The sequence below is a fragment of the Mediterranea sp. ET5 genome (genome assembly GCF_023337025.1).
Taxonomy (GTDB): domain Bacteria; phylum Bacteroidota; class Bacteroidia; order Bacteroidales; family Bacteroidaceae; genus Phocaeicola_A.
Genome location: NZ_JAMBLN010000011.1, coordinates 91,390 through 108,358, shown reverse-complemented (window position 1 = coordinate 108,358; position 16,969 = coordinate 91,390). Strand labels below are relative to the sequence as shown.

13 protein-coding genes are annotated in these 16,969 nt (G+C 43.8%); all 13 read right to left on the bottom strand.

Annotated features, from left to right (window positions below; translation table 11 throughout):
* Positions 1-66: 66 nt before the first annotated feature.
* The 13 genes from M3087_RS08330 to M3087_RS08270 all read right to left on the bottom strand — a co-directional run bounded on the left by M3087_RS08330 (position 67) and on the right by M3087_RS08270 (position 16,781).
* Positions 67-936: a F0F1 ATP synthase subunit gamma gene (locus M3087_RS08330; protein WP_022385286.1), complete on the bottom strand. Its 870-nt coding sequence runs from the start codon at positions 934-936 to the stop codon at positions 67-69.
* Positions 937-939: 3 nt separating this feature from the next.
* Positions 940-2,526 (bottom strand): F0F1 ATP synthase subunit alpha, encoded by a 1,587-nt coding sequence (gene atpA, locus M3087_RS08325; RefSeq protein WP_022385287.1) that lies wholly within the window; start codon positions 2,524-2,526, stop codon positions 940-942.
* Positions 2,527-2,540: 14 nt separating this feature from the next.
* Entirely contained in the window at positions 2,541-3,095 is a 555-nt protein-coding gene (locus tag M3087_RS08320) for a F0F1 ATP synthase subunit delta (protein WP_022385288.1), read from the bottom strand.
* A gap of 6 nt (positions 3,096-3,101) precedes the next feature.
* The gene (gene atpF / locus M3087_RS08315) at positions 3,102-3,602 is read right to left on the bottom strand and encodes a F0F1 ATP synthase subunit B (protein WP_022385289.1); all 501 of its coding nucleotides are present in this window, start codon (positions 3,600-3,602) and stop codon (positions 3,102-3,104) included.
* A gap of 20 nt (positions 3,603-3,622) precedes the next feature.
* Positions 3,623-3,874 carry an ATP synthase F0 subunit C gene (gene atpE / locus M3087_RS08310; protein WP_022385290.1) on the bottom strand — a complete coding sequence of 84 codons (252 nt, stop codon included), beginning with the start codon at positions 3,872-3,874 and terminating at the stop codon, positions 3,623-3,625.
* A 60-nt stretch (positions 3,875-3,934) separates the two neighbouring features.
* Complete coding sequence (atpB, locus tag M3087_RS08305) at positions 3,935-5,011, bottom strand: F0F1 ATP synthase subunit A (RefSeq protein WP_022385291.1); 1,077 nt, start codon at positions 5,009-5,011, stop codon at positions 3,935-3,937.
* Positions 5,012-5,427: 416 nt separating this feature from the next.
* Entirely contained in the window at positions 5,428-5,679 is a 252-nt protein-coding gene (gene atpC, locus M3087_RS08300; protein ID WP_022385293.1) for an ATP synthase F1 subunit epsilon, read from the bottom strand.
* Between the two features lie 2 nt (positions 5,680-5,681).
* Positions 5,682-7,217, bottom strand: coding sequence for a F0F1 ATP synthase subunit beta (atpD, locus tag M3087_RS08295; RefSeq protein WP_249094954.1), 1,536 nt, complete (start codon positions 7,215-7,217; stop codon positions 5,682-5,684).
* A gap of 1,171 nt (positions 7,218-8,388) precedes the next feature.
* Complete coding sequence (purT, locus tag M3087_RS08290) at positions 8,389-9,558, bottom strand: formate-dependent phosphoribosylglycinamide formyltransferase (protein WP_249094952.1); 1,170 nt, start codon at positions 9,556-9,558, stop codon at positions 8,389-8,391.
* Between the two features lie 189 nt (positions 9,559-9,747).
* Complete coding sequence (locus M3087_RS08285) at positions 9,748-11,139, bottom strand: glycoside hydrolase family 57 protein (RefSeq protein ID WP_022385296.1); 1,392 nt, start codon at positions 11,137-11,139, stop codon at positions 9,748-9,750.
* Positions 11,140-11,167: 28 nt separating this feature from the next.
* Entirely contained in the window at positions 11,168-12,433 is a 1,266-nt protein-coding gene (locus tag M3087_RS08280) for a glycosyltransferase family 4 protein (protein ID WP_022385297.1), read from the bottom strand.
* Positions 12,434-12,437: 4 nt separating this feature from the next.
* A complete protein-coding gene (locus tag M3087_RS08275) occupies positions 12,438-14,405 on the bottom strand; it encodes a glycogen debranching enzyme N-terminal domain-containing protein (RefSeq protein WP_022385298.1) in 1,968 nt (655 codons plus the stop codon).
* Between the two features lie 201 nt (positions 14,406-14,606).
* Positions 14,607-16,781 carry a DUF5686 family protein gene (locus M3087_RS08270; protein ID WP_249094950.1) on the bottom strand — a complete coding sequence of 725 codons (2,175 nt, stop codon included), beginning with the start codon at positions 16,779-16,781 and terminating at the stop codon, positions 14,607-14,609.
* Positions 16,782-16,969: the final 188 nt, after the last annotated feature.

The window sequence follows — 16,969 nt, the reverse complement described above, 5'->3', positions numbered from 1 at the left end:
AATATGAATTGCAGCCTGATTTCAACCATGAAATCACCTTCAATTCGATATTCCTGCTTTTATACATTAGTTCATTGAACCACCAATAATGTCAAGCAATTCGCTGGTAATAGCTTGCTGACGTCCCTTATTGTACATCAGATTAAGCTCTTGTAACAACTCGTTTGCATTATCGGTAGCCTGTTGCATTGCCACTGTACGCGCTGCATGCTCTGAAGCATTTGAATCCAACAAGATTGTATAAATCTTCATTCTCAAAGTCTTAGGCAGCAATCGTGCAACCAGTTCTTCCGGAGAAGGCTCAACAATATAATCTTGAGCCGAAGCACTCTCCTCCCCTTCACTACCGGAATTGAGAGCTAATGGAAGAAACGTTTCATGGGTCACGATTTGTGTAGAAGTTGATTTATAATGCGTATAGATAAGCTCAACCCTGTCTATTTCTTTTTGAAGAAAAAGATTCATCAGGTGTTCGGCCAATTCCGAAGCTTGTTTATAAGCCGGCTTATCACCAATCATCTTGAAATCTTCGCTCAAATCAAAACGTTTACCCAGTGCCTGAGCAACCTTACGTCCGACAGGAAATACCAGCAGCCGGTCTTTCCCCAGCTTATGCACGTAATCAGCCAGCACACTGTCAGCTTTGCGGATAATATTGCTGTTAAATCCGCCACAGAGACTGGAATTCGACGCTACCACCACCACTGCCACACGTTCGACAGGACGTTCTTCGGTGAAAGGAGATTCCACCGTCACGCCACTTGCCAGGAAGTTATGCAGGATGGTGCTCAGCTGTCGGTCGTAAGGAAGCATATTCTCAATAGCAGTCTGTGCCCGTCGCAGTTTGGTCGACGCGACAAGCTTCATTGCAGATGTTATCTTCAACGTACTCTGCACTGATCCTATTCTTCCTTTTATCTCTTTCAGTGAAGCCATAACTTATCGTTTTAATTTCAGACAAATGGCTGCTGCAACGTCTGTGATAATCTTGGTTACATCATCATTTATTACACCTGTTGCAAGCACATCCAGCACATCTTTCTGGTGGGCTGCCCGCAAATTCTCCAGAAAGGCATCCTGGAATTCATGAACCTGACTCACCTCAATATCCTTCATCAGCCCCTTCGTTCCGCAGTAAAGGATGGCAATCTGTTCAGACACTGGCATCGGTGAATACTGAGGCTGAATAAGCAATTGATTATTCTTACGTCCACGATCGAGTGCCATTGCTGTTACCGGATCGACATCACTACTGAATTTGGAGAATGCTTCCAATTCACGATACTGAGCCTGGTCTATTTTCAAGGTTCCGGCTACTTTCTTCATTGCTTTGATCTGAGCACTACCACCCACACGAGATACAGATATACCGGCATTGATCGCAGGACGGAAACCTTGGTTGAACAAGTCAGTCTCCAAGAATATCTGACCATCGGTAATAGAGATGACGTTAGTCGGGATATATGCCGAGACGTCTCCTGCCTGTGTTTCGATAATAGGCAATGCGGTTAGTGAACCGCCTCCCTTGACACGTCCCTTCAAACTTGCCGGAAGGTCGTTCATCTGTTCTGCCACTTCCTGCTGTTGGATTACTTTCGCAGCACGCTCCAACAGACGGGAGTGCAGGTAGAAGATATCTCCCGGATAAGCTTCACGTCCGGAGGGACGACGCAGAATCAATGAAACTTCACGATAGGCAACCGCTTGTTTGGACAAGTCATCGTAGACAACCAATGCGTGTCGGCCTGTATCACGGAAATATTCACCGATGGCGGCACCGGCAAAGGGTGCAAAATACTGCAATGCAGCAGGGTCAGCAGCTGTAGCCGAAACCACCACTGTATAAGGCATGGCGCCTTTTTCGCGCAAAACGTTTACAATATTGGCCACGGTGGAGCCTTTTTGACCTACTGCCACATAGATGCAATAAACAGGTTTCCCGGCTTCATAGTTGGCACGTTGGTTGATGATCGTGTCAATTGCAATAGATGTTTTTCCCGTCTGGCGGTCGCCGATGATCAGCTCACGCTGCCCACGACCAATAGGAATCATGGAGTCTACTGCTTTTAAGCCAGTCTGCAAGGGTTCAGTTACAGGCTGACGGAAAATGACACCAGGCGATTTACGCTCAAGTGGCATCTCAATCATCTCGCCACCAATCTCACCCTCGCCATCAAGGGGTTCGCCCAAAGGATTCACAACGCGGCCCAACATGTTCTCGCTCACCAGAATGGAAGAAATACGTCCGGTACGCTTCACAACCATACCTTCCTTAATCTTATCAGTCGGTCCGAGCAACACGGCGCCCACATTGTCCTCCTCCAAGTTCATCACGATGGCTTTTACTCCATTTTCAAACTCAAGTAGTTCTTCAGCCTCGGCGTTACGAAGTCCATAGATACGGACTACGCCATCGCTTACCTGAAGCACCGTACCCACCTCCTCAAACCGAAGGCTGGTATCAATGCCTTTCAACTGCTCAAGCAAGACACTGGAGACTTCGCTGGGTTTTATATTTTCAGACATGTTTACTTGTTTAATTATACAATTCTTCTATTCTTCTCCATAAACTGCCGATGAACACGTTTGAACTGTGTAGCCACACTGGCATCCAGTCTGTTGAAGTCTACATCAAGGATGAATCCACCTTCGATGGAAGGCTCCACCTGTGTCTCAAATTCGACAGTTGCTTGAGTACCTTTTACAATCATGGCTCTCATGCGGTCTTCGATTTCTTTACTGACCGGTATCGCCGTAATCAACCGTCCGATAAGGATGTTGTGTTTCTTGCGATAAAGGTCTATGTAAGCAACAGCCATGAACTGCATGAACTTCTCACGGTGCTCTGTAAGGACCAACATGAAAAAACGCTTGGTCTGCGGACTGACTTTGCCTCCACAAGCATTGCAAAGCAAATCAGTCTTTTCAGCCACCGAAAGCAAAGGATTATCCAGCGCCTTACGCAAAGCGGGTACTTGCAGATAGCTGTCAGCCAAAGTCATCATTTCACGATAGACTTGTTTCTCACATTGACCTTCAGCGGCATACTGATACAATGCTTTTGCATAGCGGTTTGAGATTACTCCTATGTTCATGGCTCATTACTTTTTAGAATCGGAAACTTCATCGAGCATGCGTTCGATCATTCCATTTTGTTCCACCTCGCTCGAGAGTTGTTTACGAAGAACCTTTTGAGCAACTTCTACCGACAACTCTGCCACCTGTTTACGGATATCGCGGATGGCATCATCTTTTTCTTTCTGGATTTGTTTACGCGCTTCTTCCAACAAACGCCCTCCTTCAGCCTTGGCCTTGTCACGCGCTTCGTTGACGATTTGCGTACGAGTGTCCATGGCTTCCTTCAGGATACGTGCTTGCTCTTTGCGGGCTTCAACCAAAATGGATTCACTTTCTTCTTTGATATGCGATAGTTTCTCATTGGCTTCACGTGCCGACTTCAACGAATCGTCAATGTATTGCTTACGCTCATTTACCATATTGACCAATGCGGGAAAGCCGAATTTAGCCAATATGACAAAGACGATGATGAAGGACACCAGCATCCAAAAGAACGTACCGAAATCCGGTGTAAGTAGTTCCATAAACTAAGCCTCGTTTAGAGTTATGCGTAGAGAGCCAACAGACAGATGATAACGGCAAACAATGCTACACCTTCAATCAAGGCACCAATAATAATCATATTCATACGGATGTCGCCGGCTGCTTCCGGTTGGCGACCGATGGCTTCCATGGCAGAACCACCGATTTTACCAATACCAATACCAGCACCAATAGCAGCTAAACCTGCGCCGATTGCGGCACCCAATTGTGAAAGACCTGCAGCTGCAGCTTGCAACATAATTAAAGACAACATAATTTTCAGTTTTTAAGTTTATTACTAAGTTTTATTTCTCTAATGCTTTAAATGATTTAATCAGGCATGTTCTTCATGACGTACTCTTGAAAGACCGATAAATACGGCTGACAACATCGTAAAGACATAAGCTTGAATGAAGGCAACCAATATCTCCAGGCAAGACATAAAGATGGAGAACAGCACAGATAGAATGGTCATCGAAGTACTTAACACGGCACCCAAAGATGCAGTGATAAAGATGATGGACACCAATGACAGGATGATGGCATGACCGGCCATGATGTTAGCAAACAGACGGACTGTCAATGCAAAAGGTTTTGTAAAGACACCGAACAACTCGATAACAGGCATGAAGGGAACAGGCACTTTCAGCCACGTGGGAACATCAGGCCAGAATATCTCTTTCCAATATTCCTTTGTTCCGAAGATATTTACAGCCAGGAAGGTCATCAAGGCCAGGAACAAGGTAATGGCAATATTGCCTGTTACATTGCCGCCGCCCGGAAAAATCGGCACCAGTCCCATAAGGTTGTTGATGAAGATAAAGAAGAAGGCTGTGAGCAGATAAGGAGCAAAACGCTTGTAATCCTTTCCTACACAACTCACAATCACATCGTCATGAATCATCATCACAAACATTTCCATGAAGCCTACGAAACCTTTGGGGGCTTCGGAACTGGGTTTGCGGTTCTTGTACCAACGCGCAACGCCGACCATGATAAGAACCAGCAACAAGCTGTTAATCATCAAAGACAAAGCAGTCTTGGTAATTGATATATCCAATGGACGGACTTCCTGTCCGTCGGGAGTAGTTTCAACTACCTTACCGGCGTAGCTACCTTCAGAAGCTATATGGAAACCTTCATATTCAGCCCCGTGTCCTAACCTTGAAGATGAAAAGGCATGCCATCCTGTGGTCTGACTGTAGACAATCACAGGAAGTGGAATGGACACATGCTTTTCGCCCAAAGTAAACAAATGCCACTCATAGGCATCACGAATGTGACCAAAGACGATTTCCTGTACGTCTACCGTACTTTTTTCTCCGGCTACCTCCTCTCCTGCTGCATGCAATGGCATGATACCCAAGAGACAGGCTAACAGAAATAGTCCAAAATGGCGTAATAGTTTCATTGTTTCTTATTCACTTTTTTCATTTCCATCTCAAAACGGAGGAAAAAACAACTTTCAAATATCAGATATATGACATAATAGATAAGGAATGTCCATAAGTAAGCTTTCGTGTGAATGCCAATAAACATTCCATAAAGCACCATGAACACCAGTCCAATAAGTAGTTTGGCTCCCTTATTAATGACATATACCATCAAAGATTTGTCAGGCATGTGCTTGTGCATATATTCGAACAAATAGATAAAAATAAGTCCGAACACATAAAAGAACAAGGGAATCAGCGGATAATAGGGCGAATAGGATTCCTCAAAGAAATGATGGAATATCATGGCTCCACCCCATCCGAATGCCAGCATCAGCAAAGTCAAAGAAATGATAAATATTCTTTTTACTTTTGACAACATAGCACTCGCCGATTATTGTTCTACACAAACTGACACCTCATTTTTCCTTACTTCCACGAAACCTCCTGTAATTTCCAGTGACTGTTCGCCTTCCGCTGTAGTATAAGTGAGCGTACCTTTCTCAAGCGACGAAATCAGAGGAGCATGCTTGGGCAATACCATAAATATTCCTTGTGATCCCGGCAATGTCACATCAGTAACTTCACCTTTGAACAATGTCTTTTCAGGCGAAACAATCACTAAATGCAAGTTTTTCGTTTCCATAATCAGTCATTACTTTGCTTGGCAGCAGCCAACAGACGGTTTCCTTTCTCAATAGCATCCTCAATTGTACCGACATTCAAGAATGCCTGTTCAGGCAAGTGGTCAACTTCACCATCAAGAATCATCTTGAATCCCTTGATTGTATCGGCAATAGGCACCATTACACCTGGAACGCCCGTAAATTTCTCAGCCACAGTAAACGGTTGCGACAGGAAACGTTGTACACGACGAGCGCGGTTAACCGTGATGCGGTCTTCTTCAGACAATTCATCCATACCCAAAATAGAGATGATATCCTGAAGTTCCTTGTTACGCTGCAAAATTTGCTTTACACGTTGTGCAGTTTCGTAATGCTCATTTCCGACTACAAGCGGGTCAAGAATACGGGAAGTTGATTCCAACGGGTCTACAGCCGGATAAATTCCCAATTCTGTAATCTTACGGCTTAACACAGTGGTTGCATCCAGGTGGGTAAATGTTGTGGCAGGAGCAGGGTCTGTCAAGTCATCGGCAGGTACATACACAGCTTGCACAGATGTGATAGAACCATTCTTTGTAGAAGTGATACGCTCCTGCATCTGTCCCATTTCTGTAGCCAAAGTCGGTTGATAACCCACGGCAGAAGGCATACGACCCAATAAAGCCGACACCTCAGAACCTGCCTGAGTGAAACGGAAGATATTATCAATAAAGAGGAGGATATCACTGGACTTGCCATCCTTTCCACCTTGATCACGGAAAGATTCGGCGATGGTCAGTCCGGACAGAGCCACAGAGGAACGTGCACCGGGGGGCTCATTCATCTGGCCATACACCAATGTTGCCTGTGACTTGTTCACCTCCGAATAATCTACCTTCGAAAGATCCCACTCGCCACGTTCCATTCCTTCTTCGAACTCCTTACCATAGCGGATAACGCCTGACTCAATCATTTCCCGCAACAAGTCGTTACCTTCACGGGTACGTTCACCGACACCGGCAAACACTGAGAAACCGTTATGTCCTTTGGCAATGTTGTTGATGAGCTCCATAATAAGTACCGTCTTACCCACGCCGGCACCTCCGAACAGACCAATCTTACCACCTTTTGCATAAGGTTCAAGAAGGTCGATGACTTTGATACCTGTGTAGAGCACTTCACGGCTCGTTGACAGCTCTTCAAACTTAGGAGGCTCGCGGTGAATAGGATAAGCACCATGACGATCCAGCTCTTTCATACCGTCGATAGGGTCACCGGTGACGTTCATCATACGTCCTTTCACCTGCTCACCCACCGGCATTGTAATAGGCAGTCCTGTGGGGACAACCTCCATACCTCTTCGCAAGCCGTCGGTACGGTCCATTGCGACAGTACGCACCGTGTCTTCTCCGATGTGTTGTTGTACTTCAACCACCAAGATACGACCATCGGGACGCTTAATCTCCAAAGCATCATGGATGCGTGGGAGACGCAATTCGGCATCCACGTCTTTTCCTTCAAAAAGGACATCGATTACCGGACCGATAACTTGCGAAATATGTCCTACTAGTTGTGACATAAGCAATCTTTTATTATTAATGAATCAATTTTTCGTTATCGAGTTCAAAGATAGAAAAAATTTCTCCCATAAAGCTACCTTAAGCAAACCATTTTTAGAAAAAATAAACATGAAGTATATGCCCTTAACTTTCATTTTTCCACTTGCTATATATACTTACCTTTAGGACATGAATAAAGTATATTCAACTAACACTTTGCTATATACCTTATTATTTTAGTGACTTTTATCTATTAATATATCCTAAGTTTTTCCACGTATTAAAGCTAGTTTTTCTTTCGCTTTTAACATATAAAAGGATATTCCCTCCACGATTCGACACTTGTATCGTGTTTTCTCTTCTTCCCCTCCCTATTTCTCTCATGAACCCGAGTATCCATGTTTTACAATAACATGACAAGAAATGAAACGGAGGATAAAGAACTCAAGATATATTCCTGTACCTGATGAAGAAATAGCAAAATGTCAAATGGGATGTTACTAACATTCCGTCCACGTGCCTAGGAACGAATTGGTGAGTAAAGCAGGGCTCTTTACTTGAGTGCCTATCTACATATTGAAAGTTATAATTTCCCTTTCCAGCTCCTGTAGTCAGCTTTGAGTTGACAGAGGTACATTGGCGACACACCTGCCCGCTTGAGGATATCATTTTATCAGTTTTCAGGATTCATAGTCCACGCAGCTTCCAGAAGAGAAAACCCACCCAGGCCATCTTCGTTCTCCCTTTTTTGCCTCTTCCTGATATCATTTTTGGCATTATACAGGCAAAAACTCATCCATTCGTCGTCGCATTTTTTAATTCCGTGCCGGGGAATCATCAAATTCGTCCCTACGATTTCGACTTTTTATGGCTATAAATTATTAAGTTTTCTGAAATAATACATCCAAAAAGAAGGCAATAACTAATATAAATTAATACTTTATTTGCACTTTGTCCGGAGTTTTCCTATTACCTGCTAGCAGAAATAGACTATTCGGATAACCCTGTCAAGCAGAATCAGCCAAATCCAAGCTTTCTGCCAATATCTTGTTTTTCGCTTGAAATCGACGCCCACTACGTCTTCAGCAAAACGAGTGACACAAGTATCCATATATCTACTTATGTCACTCATACAGTTTCAAAATTCATACGTCTGTCATGCAGATGCTGCCTGATAAGCCGTATAATTTATCAGAATACTTTCACCTTTGCGGCTGTCGCCTTACATTTCTCCCGCAAATCAGTCAGATTGCTTCCAAGGGGAGCATAACAAAGTGCCACTCCCATACGGCGATTAAGCTTGGTGTACGGCTTACCGAAGATACGTAAGTCCGTACAGGGTTCTGACAAAGCATCAGCCTCTCCTTCATAACGCGGTTTCTCTTTTGAAGCTATCGGCGACAGGATAACAGCACTTGCTCCCATACGTTCTTGAGTTATCGCCGGAATAGGCAATCCCAGTACGGCACGACAATGCAATTCAAATTCATTCAGATTTTGTGTACCGGCGAGCGTAACCATTCCTGTGTCGTGTGGTCGCGGCGATAATTCAGAGAAATAGACGCCCTTGTCATGACTCAGGAAAAATTCCACGCCCCACAAACCGGCGCCTCCTAAGGCACAGGTCACTTTATCAGCCATCTCTTCAGCTTCTTTCAGATGCTCAGATGAGATGGGTGCCGGTTGAAAACTCTCCCGATAGTCCCCTCCCTTCTGGACGTGTCCAATGGGGGCACAGAAAAGCGTACGTCCCTCGCGTTGGGTCACAGTAAGCAAAGTGATTTCGCTATCAAAACGGATAAATTCTTCAATAATAAGCTCCTTGATGTCACCACGGCTTCCATTACAACCATATTCCCATGCATGTTCTAGTTCATCCGCACTCTTCACTATGGATTGTCCTTTACCAGATGAAGACATCAATGGTTTTACAACACACGGGAATCCGATCTTGGCGGCAGCCTCACGCAATTCTTCGAGACTCTTCGCGTAAAAATAACGGGCAGTACGTAGTCCTAATTCCTGAGCTGCAAGGTCACGGATTGCCTTACGGTTCATGGTAAAGTTGACAGCGCGGGCACTGGGAACCACCTGTATGCCTTCCTTTTCACAATCATAAAGACGTTCTGTACGTATCGCTTCAATTTCAGGAACAATGATATCCGGTTTATGTCTGTTGACTACTTCCATGAGGCTGTCACCATCGAGCATATCAAAGACTTCACACTCATCGGCCACTTGCATGGCGGGTGCACCGGCATAGGAATCACAGGCAATGACGTACTGGCCGAGCCGTTGAGCTGCAATCACAAACTCTTTACCCAGCTCTCCAGAGCCTAACAAAAGGATTTTCTTTGTCATAATGATTTGTATTTTGATGAATTGATGTTACAAAAGTAGAACTTTTTGAAAGAAGAATAAAAGATTGGAGCCGACTTCATGAGGGACAACGTATAAATAACAGAGGCGGACACCATGGCCCGCCCCCGAAGTTCATAGTTAAGTATCTGTCCTTACAGGTTGTCATCAGAAAAGACGGCTAACCTCTATCTAGTCCTTTTTCGTAGTAGTCTTCCGAGTGGAAGCTTTGCGCGGCTTTTTAGCTGCCGGTTTTTCAGCCGTCTCTTCAGTTGACGGGACCGGCTGTTCAGCCTTAGGCAGCTTCATCTGCAAATTCTCTACCTCCTTCTTCAATGCTGAGATTTCTTCATCTTGGTTACGGATGGTTGTCAACAGAGCATTGAGTTCCTCGTTATCCATATCAGCCGGATAGAGAGCATTGACGCGACGGATAAAGTCACCCAGAATATTCATGTAGTTAGTAAATGCATCATAGGGAGAATCATAAATACCACGGTTCATCGTCAAGCCCGTATGCTTGGTTGTCATAAAGCGGAAGTTGTTACTTGCTTGCAGATAATCCCAGTCCTGCTTAATGCGACGGTCATCGCACAAATGTACCCGTTCTGCTACACTGTACAATTTGTTGAAAGCTTCACGTTGCATGACATTACCCAGCCAGCAACTGATATCACGCTCTTCATCCACCCAAGACATCGGATAAGCGACATCAAGAGGAGCTACAGAGTGCAACTTGGTGCAAAGTTCTGTCGGTGTCGAGAAGGTAATGCCCCGCTCTTTAGCCACTGCCGGAAGCGCCTTGATAAAATCAAGTATATTTGATGACAACGGCTGGTAGATGCCCAAAGCGCACAGTTCCATAAAGATATTGATGACTTGTTCTTCTTCGGGCAGTGCTTCAATCCAGTTCATATAAGTATCTGCAAACAACGGATACTCATTCCACTCGGAATTAGAGAAACGCAGGCTGATATCATCTGAAAGTTTATAATCACGCAACAGAAGTTTCAGATTCGGATTCATATTGCAGTGATAGAGATAGTGAGGACTCTTCCAACCCAAAATATGACGAGCTCCTTCTGTCAACATGCCCTTGAATCCCATATCGGCAACAATAGCACCAATCTCATCCGAATAAATCAAGCTGGAATTGCGGCATACTTTAGGCGTCTGTCCGAAAAGCTGACGCACTTTCTTGCGCATACGTTCCAAATCAGCCCGGAAACACTCTTCATTAGCCAGTGAAGACAAACCATGCGAATAAGGCTCCGCCAGGAACTCACAGCATCCGGTCCCGTTGAGCTGGTGCAAAAGTTCGATGACCATGGGCGCATGAATTTCCAATTGTTCCAAAGCTACACCGGAAATTGAAATTGCAACTTTGAAATAGTCGCCGTGCTCACGCGCCATCTCAATGAGCGTCTTCAAGGCCGGGATGTAGGAACGTTCAGCTACTTCTGTAATGGAACGTTCATTTTCATAATCATCGTAGTAATAATGGTCGGTACCAATATTAAAAAAACGGTACCGTTTTAAATGGATAATCTGATGTATTTCGAAATAAAGGCAAATTGTTTTCATAATCTTCGTGTGTTTTTGATATGTGTTGTCAGCTATTTCTTATCACTTGTTCGTAGATTCCACGAATCTTCACTCCCACTTTCTCCCAAGTAATGGCATCGACTTCTTTCTTCCCTTCGTCCTTAAGATATTCATAGAGTGACTGGTTGGTACAAAGTGAATAAATGGCATCTGCCATGGCATGAATATCCCAATAGTCCACTTTAATACACTTATCAAGAATCTCAGCACACCCCGACTGCTTGGAGATGATTGAGGGCACACCACATTGCATGGCTTCCAACGGTGAGATACCAAATGGCTCCGATACGGAAGGCATTATATACACATCGCTTGCCTTCAGACATTCATAAACCTGTTTCCCCTTCTGGAAACCCGGGAAATGGAAACGATCCGCAATGCCACGTTCAGCTACCAGCTGTATCATGGCATTCATCATGTCTCCGCTACCCGCCATAACAAAACGAATATTATGTGTGCGCTGAAGAACCATGTTCGCTGCCTCCACAAAATATTCCGGTCCCTTCTGCATCGTGATACGGCCCAGGAAAGTCACCAGCTTCTCATGTGGGAACTTCTGCGGAACAATAGCCTGGATTTCATCCGACAAAGGAGAAACTGCATTATGTACGGTAGATACTTTACGCGGATCCTGGAAGTATTTATTGATAACAGTCTGTCGCGTCAGTTCGCTCACACACATAATGTGGTCTGCATGATCCATACCATTCTTCTCAATGGCATATACAGTCGGATTCACATTACCACGGCTTCGGTCGAAATCAGTTGCATGTACATGGATAACAAGAGGCTTCCCCGATACCTGCTTGGCATGAATACCTGCCGGATAAGTCAGCCAATCGTGCGAGTGAATGATATCAAACTGCTGTTGACGTGCCACAACACCTGCCACGATGGAATAGTTATTAATCTCCTCGTGCAAATTATCCGGGTAGCGTCCGGAGAATTCCAAACAGCCCAAGTCGTTGGTGTTCATATAATTGAAGTCGGCATAAATATGGTCTCGCAAATCATAATACAACTGCGGATCCATATAGGAACCTACACGGCCTTTTACATAGTCCCATTGTACATCACGCCATACAATAGGGACACTGTTCATACCTATGATACGTAAAAAGCTTTGATCTTCATCACCCCACGGTTTAGGGATGCAGAAGGTGATTTCCATGTCAGATTGTTGGGCCAGTCCCTTTGTCAGACCATAACTTGCTGTACCCAGTCCTCCAAGGATGTGAGGAGGAAATTCCCAACCAAACATTAATACTTTCATAGTTCTATTCCTCCTTTAATGATTCGTTATACATTTGGTTATATTTAGTCAACAGCTTGAGGATACGCAACAGTTCAGCCACATTCATGGCAAAAGACACAGCGCCTCGACCTTTAAAAGGAGGATTCCCGTCAAATAATTCGGGTATTGTACCAATACAATGAAGGTTCATCTCATCCTCATAGGCTATGAGTTGTCGTTCTATAAAGGAGATGGCGCTCATCTTATGTATCTTCATGTAAGCTTCCAGATAGAAACCTTCCAACCAGGGCCAAGCTGTACCTTGATGGTAAGCATAATCACGTTGTGTCTGTGGTCCCACATAGTTAGGATTATAACCTCCACTCTTAGGACTCAGAGAACGTAGTCCTTTAGGAGTAAGCAATTCGCGAGTGACAATATCCAAAATTCCTTTTTTCTGTGGAAGTGACAAAGGAGAGTAATCGAAGGCTACCGGGAAAATCATGTTCGGGCGTACACTCCAGTCCATCATCGTCCCGTCAACATAGTCAAACAAATACCCGTGTTCATTCAGGAACACTTCAACAAACGAGTTTCCAGCCGTAGCTGCCAATGCATCCAGCGTATCGGCATAGGTCGGATTACCACCTTCACGCACCAGGTCTGCCGTGAATTTTAAGGCGTTATACCACAAAGCATTTATTTCTACTATATAACCTGTACGTGGAATTACAGGACGTCCGTTGACAGTGGAATTCATCCAAGTCACCGGTCGTTCGATACCATTCGTATATAGAAGCCCGTTATCATGCAGGAACAGATTGACATGTTTGCCATTCCGGATATATTCTATAATGTCTTCTATCAATTTACCGTACTTGTCCCGGCATTGTTCACGCGAAAGCATTTTAGCATATTGCTGCAACGCCCAAATAGCCCATAACAACACGTCTGGCTGTTCCATCTCACTGATTTTGCAGGTCGACGGACGATCCTCAATATACTCGTAAATAGCTTCACGGGCCGTGTTCATGATTTCATCAAACACTGAATTTTCTTCAATTGCCAATGTCAAGCCCGGCAAAGAAACAAACATGTCGCGAGCACGACATTTGAACCAGGGATATCCAGCCAAAATATAACGTTTGTCACCCTGACGGTTATGGAACTGGTGGGCAGAGTTATATAAGCAATGGAGAAAACTGTCGCGCGGAATACGTTTGTCTACCTCTGTTTGGAAAACGGTTCCAAGAGTTGCTATATCAGCCGGAGCAATTCCACCGGAGAATATAATGCTCTCTCCTTTCTTTATAGGCATCTCAAAATAACCGGGAACGTAGAGGTCTTCATTTGCTGCATAACCTCTCTCCTGCTCTTTGGGATATTCTATATTCTTATACCAGTTGGGATCAAAGTGATAGTCCACAGGTTTGCTAAACTGCATGTGTAATTCCGGATATCCCGGATACATGCATGTTTTAATGCCATTCTCTACCTGCTGATAATCGCGACTGGCTTGTGCATTTTCGTGAGTAAACTGCCGTACACTGCGGAAAGCCAAAAATGGCCGAAGCCGTAATATTGTGTCTGAATGGGCATCAACCAATGTATAGCGAATCAGAATGCGATTCTCATGATGAACGAACACCTTCTCTTTCTTCAACACAACGCCACCAACGCGGTAAAACGTTGTCGGCACTTTTTCGCAGTCAAACTCCCGAATGTACTTATGTCCTTTAGGACTGAAATTGTTTCCTTGGTATTTATGAAGCCCAAGATTGAACTCTGCACCATGCTGTACCACCGTTTCATCAAGAGATGATAGCAGGACATGGTTTTCATCATCCAATTCAGGAACCGGTATTACCAGCAGACCGTGATACTTGCGCGTATTACAATCCACAATCGTCGAGCAATGATACGCACCCGAACGATTGGTCCGCAATATCTCTCTGGGCAAAGATTCCTCCAAATTGGTCATCAGAGTCTTGTCAAATCTCAAATAACTCATAGCTTATATTTTAAGGTTCTCGAATTCATTTTCGTAAATCAATATTATTTTTCTCCCGTCATGTAGGAGTGTTCAAAAGTAACAATTTTCATATAAAAAAAAGAAAAGGACTGGATTTATTTTCGAAAAAACGACCATTTGGATAGAAATATACAAATTAACACCCAATAAGAGTATACATATGCTAACTGGAGTAATCAATCAGCGAAATAATTCAAAAGCAAATTTACAGCCGAATGATTCGTATTTTCCATTGACAAAACTAACGAATGCCGCACAATCAAAAATATGGGTTCCAATGCCATAACCCACCTCAATATAAGGCAACAAGCGTGGCATAAGTAAGACTCCACCATAAAGTCTCTCCGATTCAATAAGATTTACATATTTCCTCAAATGACGAAATACGAGAAAAGGAGTCTCGTAGGACACGTGTCCGCGTACATACTTATTAGACCAGTTATACCAACGAGAATCAAGCAGCTGAAAAGTTCCCCCCAAATCATCATTCCAATCGTCCGGGAGATTGTTTCTACGCAGATTAAAGAAGTCTACAAAATACATATCTTCCTGATCCGTAAATGCCCCACATCCGACTCGGTAAGAAAGATATCGAATGCCTCCGAAACGGAATTTCTGCTGCATATCCAACTCTATACGCTCATACTTTCCACTACTACCGAATACGCCCTGTATACCTCGTTCCCAATCGACTGAAAACGTCGGGTAATGAGAATATAAATTGACCTTTCTATGTCCATCCATATAGTAATACTGTCCAGGAGTCCACTCCACACGAATACGAGGGGCAAAACTTGAATACGTGTCACGAAGTTTACCTGACAAATATTGTTGTAAGTCGGGATTGTACAAATTGACTTTGTCAACCAAAGTACGACGGTGATAAGACAAGCCGACACTTAGCAGTAACCCATTGGTTATTTCAATGTCATTACTGAGCTGTACATACAAATCCTTAAAGTAATCAAGTTTCAGTTTGTTAAAATCCAGCACGCTGTCCGAAGGTAAATCCAGCCGGTCCACTACTTCGTTGCTGTAGATCCGGTTTCCATTACCCATGTGTAGGGTTATACGCCCCAGTTTCTCCGGATAGTAGGTAAAGTCTGCATCACACCGCCAAAAAAATTCCTTATGCCGAAAATAGTAGCCAATACGCGGCGACACATACAGGCTTCGCCCATTCGCATAATACTGATTGTATTTGAACCGCTGTACATAAGACACTCCGTTCGAATGGCTATAGCGAAGTTGCAAAGGATTCAGTAACGGATAGAACTTCACACTCGTCAAATCATTGAAACGGAAGGTATAATCGCTAATCAACATGTCTCCTACTTCCCCCCAAAACACCCGACTTTTCGACTTTGGCTCGGGAGGAGTATTACGCCGATATTCTTCGCGCTCAGCAAATACGTCATATAAACGCTTCTCAATGCCAGTCAAAGGAATCGGACGCAAGGTATCCATATTAGCAATATGCGTGTTAGTCGTATCCGTATTTACACTCAAACGATATAGGTCTGACAAATTGTAGTCACGTTTACGAGGTAATGTTTCAGGTAACGAACCGGAAAGCTTTATGTCCTTATAGGTATATAAAGCCGTATAGTCGGCACCTATTTTATTGCCGATAAAGTTGAAAAGCATTTTGACATCTATCCGCTGAGGAAGATACATCTCACTACCTTCCGCTCCCATTTTGACGCGAACCTTAAACTTGACCTGATCGACTTGTCCAGCCATATAGCCTTCGGATACAGTCCAGCTACGGTCACGCACCGTAACATAGCCATTTACCAACTGATTGCTTTTATAACGAGGAACAAGGAGTACTTTATATTCCACAGGAGTGCGCTCCGTAAAAATCGAATCAAGAATATAGTAGTAGTAACGGTGTCCATTTGAAGTAAAAGGGGAAATCAGTTTGTCAGGCAACAAATCATTGGAATAGATATTCATATTAAAATACTTCATGGCGTTACCCACTTCTCCATTATTACGGCGAAATGTTCCGGTCAGTGCCTGTACTTTAACATCATAGATATCGGGAGCAGAATAATGTACTTCATTCTTTGATTCTATGATATAATCTTTTACCCCCTTATCAAACCGGAACATGGAAGGGACAACCCGTAAAAGTATATTACGACGATATGCCTTGAAATGCCCTTTTACATAGAGGTCTGCCCGATAGTCTCCCACAATGCGTGCATACCAATCGGCAGACGCCACCACATTATGAATGATGGAGTCGCCCGTCAAAGGCTCACCCAGTTGAGGTTGTAAGGTCGTTTGCCCTCTTAACGAAACAATTACGAACCACAGGAGCCAACAAATATGTAGCAAGCGTCGCACTTTTCGACCAATTTAAAGAGACATTTGTGTCACTTAAAGCTTATAAAAGCCTCATGTAGTAGCAAAAATATAGAAAAGACTGAAGGTGACACTCCTATAAGTCAGAATTTACGTTAATTTATCTATAAATAGAGAATGGAACACTTTTTCTTGTCGTTTAGAAAGATTGAGAAGCTAAAGTTTTTGCT

Bases quoted from the DNA above. Each gene is read 5' to 3' on its own strand.
- M3087_RS08330 (WP_022385286.1), bottom strand. From the start codon at position 936: ATGGCTTCACTGAAAGAGATAAAAGGAAGAATAGGATCAGTGCAGAGT.
- atpA (WP_022385287.1), bottom strand. From the start codon at position 2,526: ATGTCTGAAAATATAAAACCCAGCGAAGTCTCCAGTGTCTTGCTTGAG.
- M3087_RS08320 (WP_022385288.1), bottom strand. From the start codon at position 3,095: ATGAACATAGGAGTAATCTCAAACCGCTATGCAAAAGCATTGTATCAG.
- atpF (WP_022385289.1), bottom strand. From the start codon at position 3,602: ATGGAACTACTTACACCGGATTTCGGTACGTTCTTTTGGATGCTGGTG.
- atpE (WP_022385290.1), bottom strand. From the start codon at position 3,874: ATGTTGTCTTTAATTATGTTGCAAGCTGCAGCTGCAGGTCTTTCACAA.
- atpB (WP_022385291.1), bottom strand. From the start codon at position 5,011: ATGAAACTATTACGCCATTTTGGACTATTTCTGTTAGCCTGTCTCTTG.
- atpC (WP_022385293.1), bottom strand. From the start codon at position 5,679: ATGGAAACGAAAAACTTGCATTTAGTGATTGTTTCGCCTGAAAAGACA.
- atpD (WP_249094954.1), bottom strand. From the start codon at position 7,217: ATGTCACAACTAGTAGGACATATTTCGCAAGTTATCGGTCCGGTAATC.
- purT (WP_249094952.1), bottom strand. From the start codon at position 9,558: ATGACAAAGAAAATCCTTTTGTTAGGCTCTGGAGAGCTGGGTAAAGAG.
- M3087_RS08285 (WP_022385296.1), bottom strand. From the start codon at position 11,139: ATGAAAACAATTTGCCTTTATTTCGAAATACATCAGATTATCCATTTA.
- M3087_RS08280 (WP_022385297.1), bottom strand. From the start codon at position 12,433: ATGAAAGTATTAATGTTTGGTTGGGAATTTCCTCCTCACATCCTTGGA.
- M3087_RS08275 (WP_022385298.1), bottom strand. From the start codon at position 14,405: ATGAGTTATTTGAGATTTGACAAGACTCTGATGACCAATTTGGAGGAA.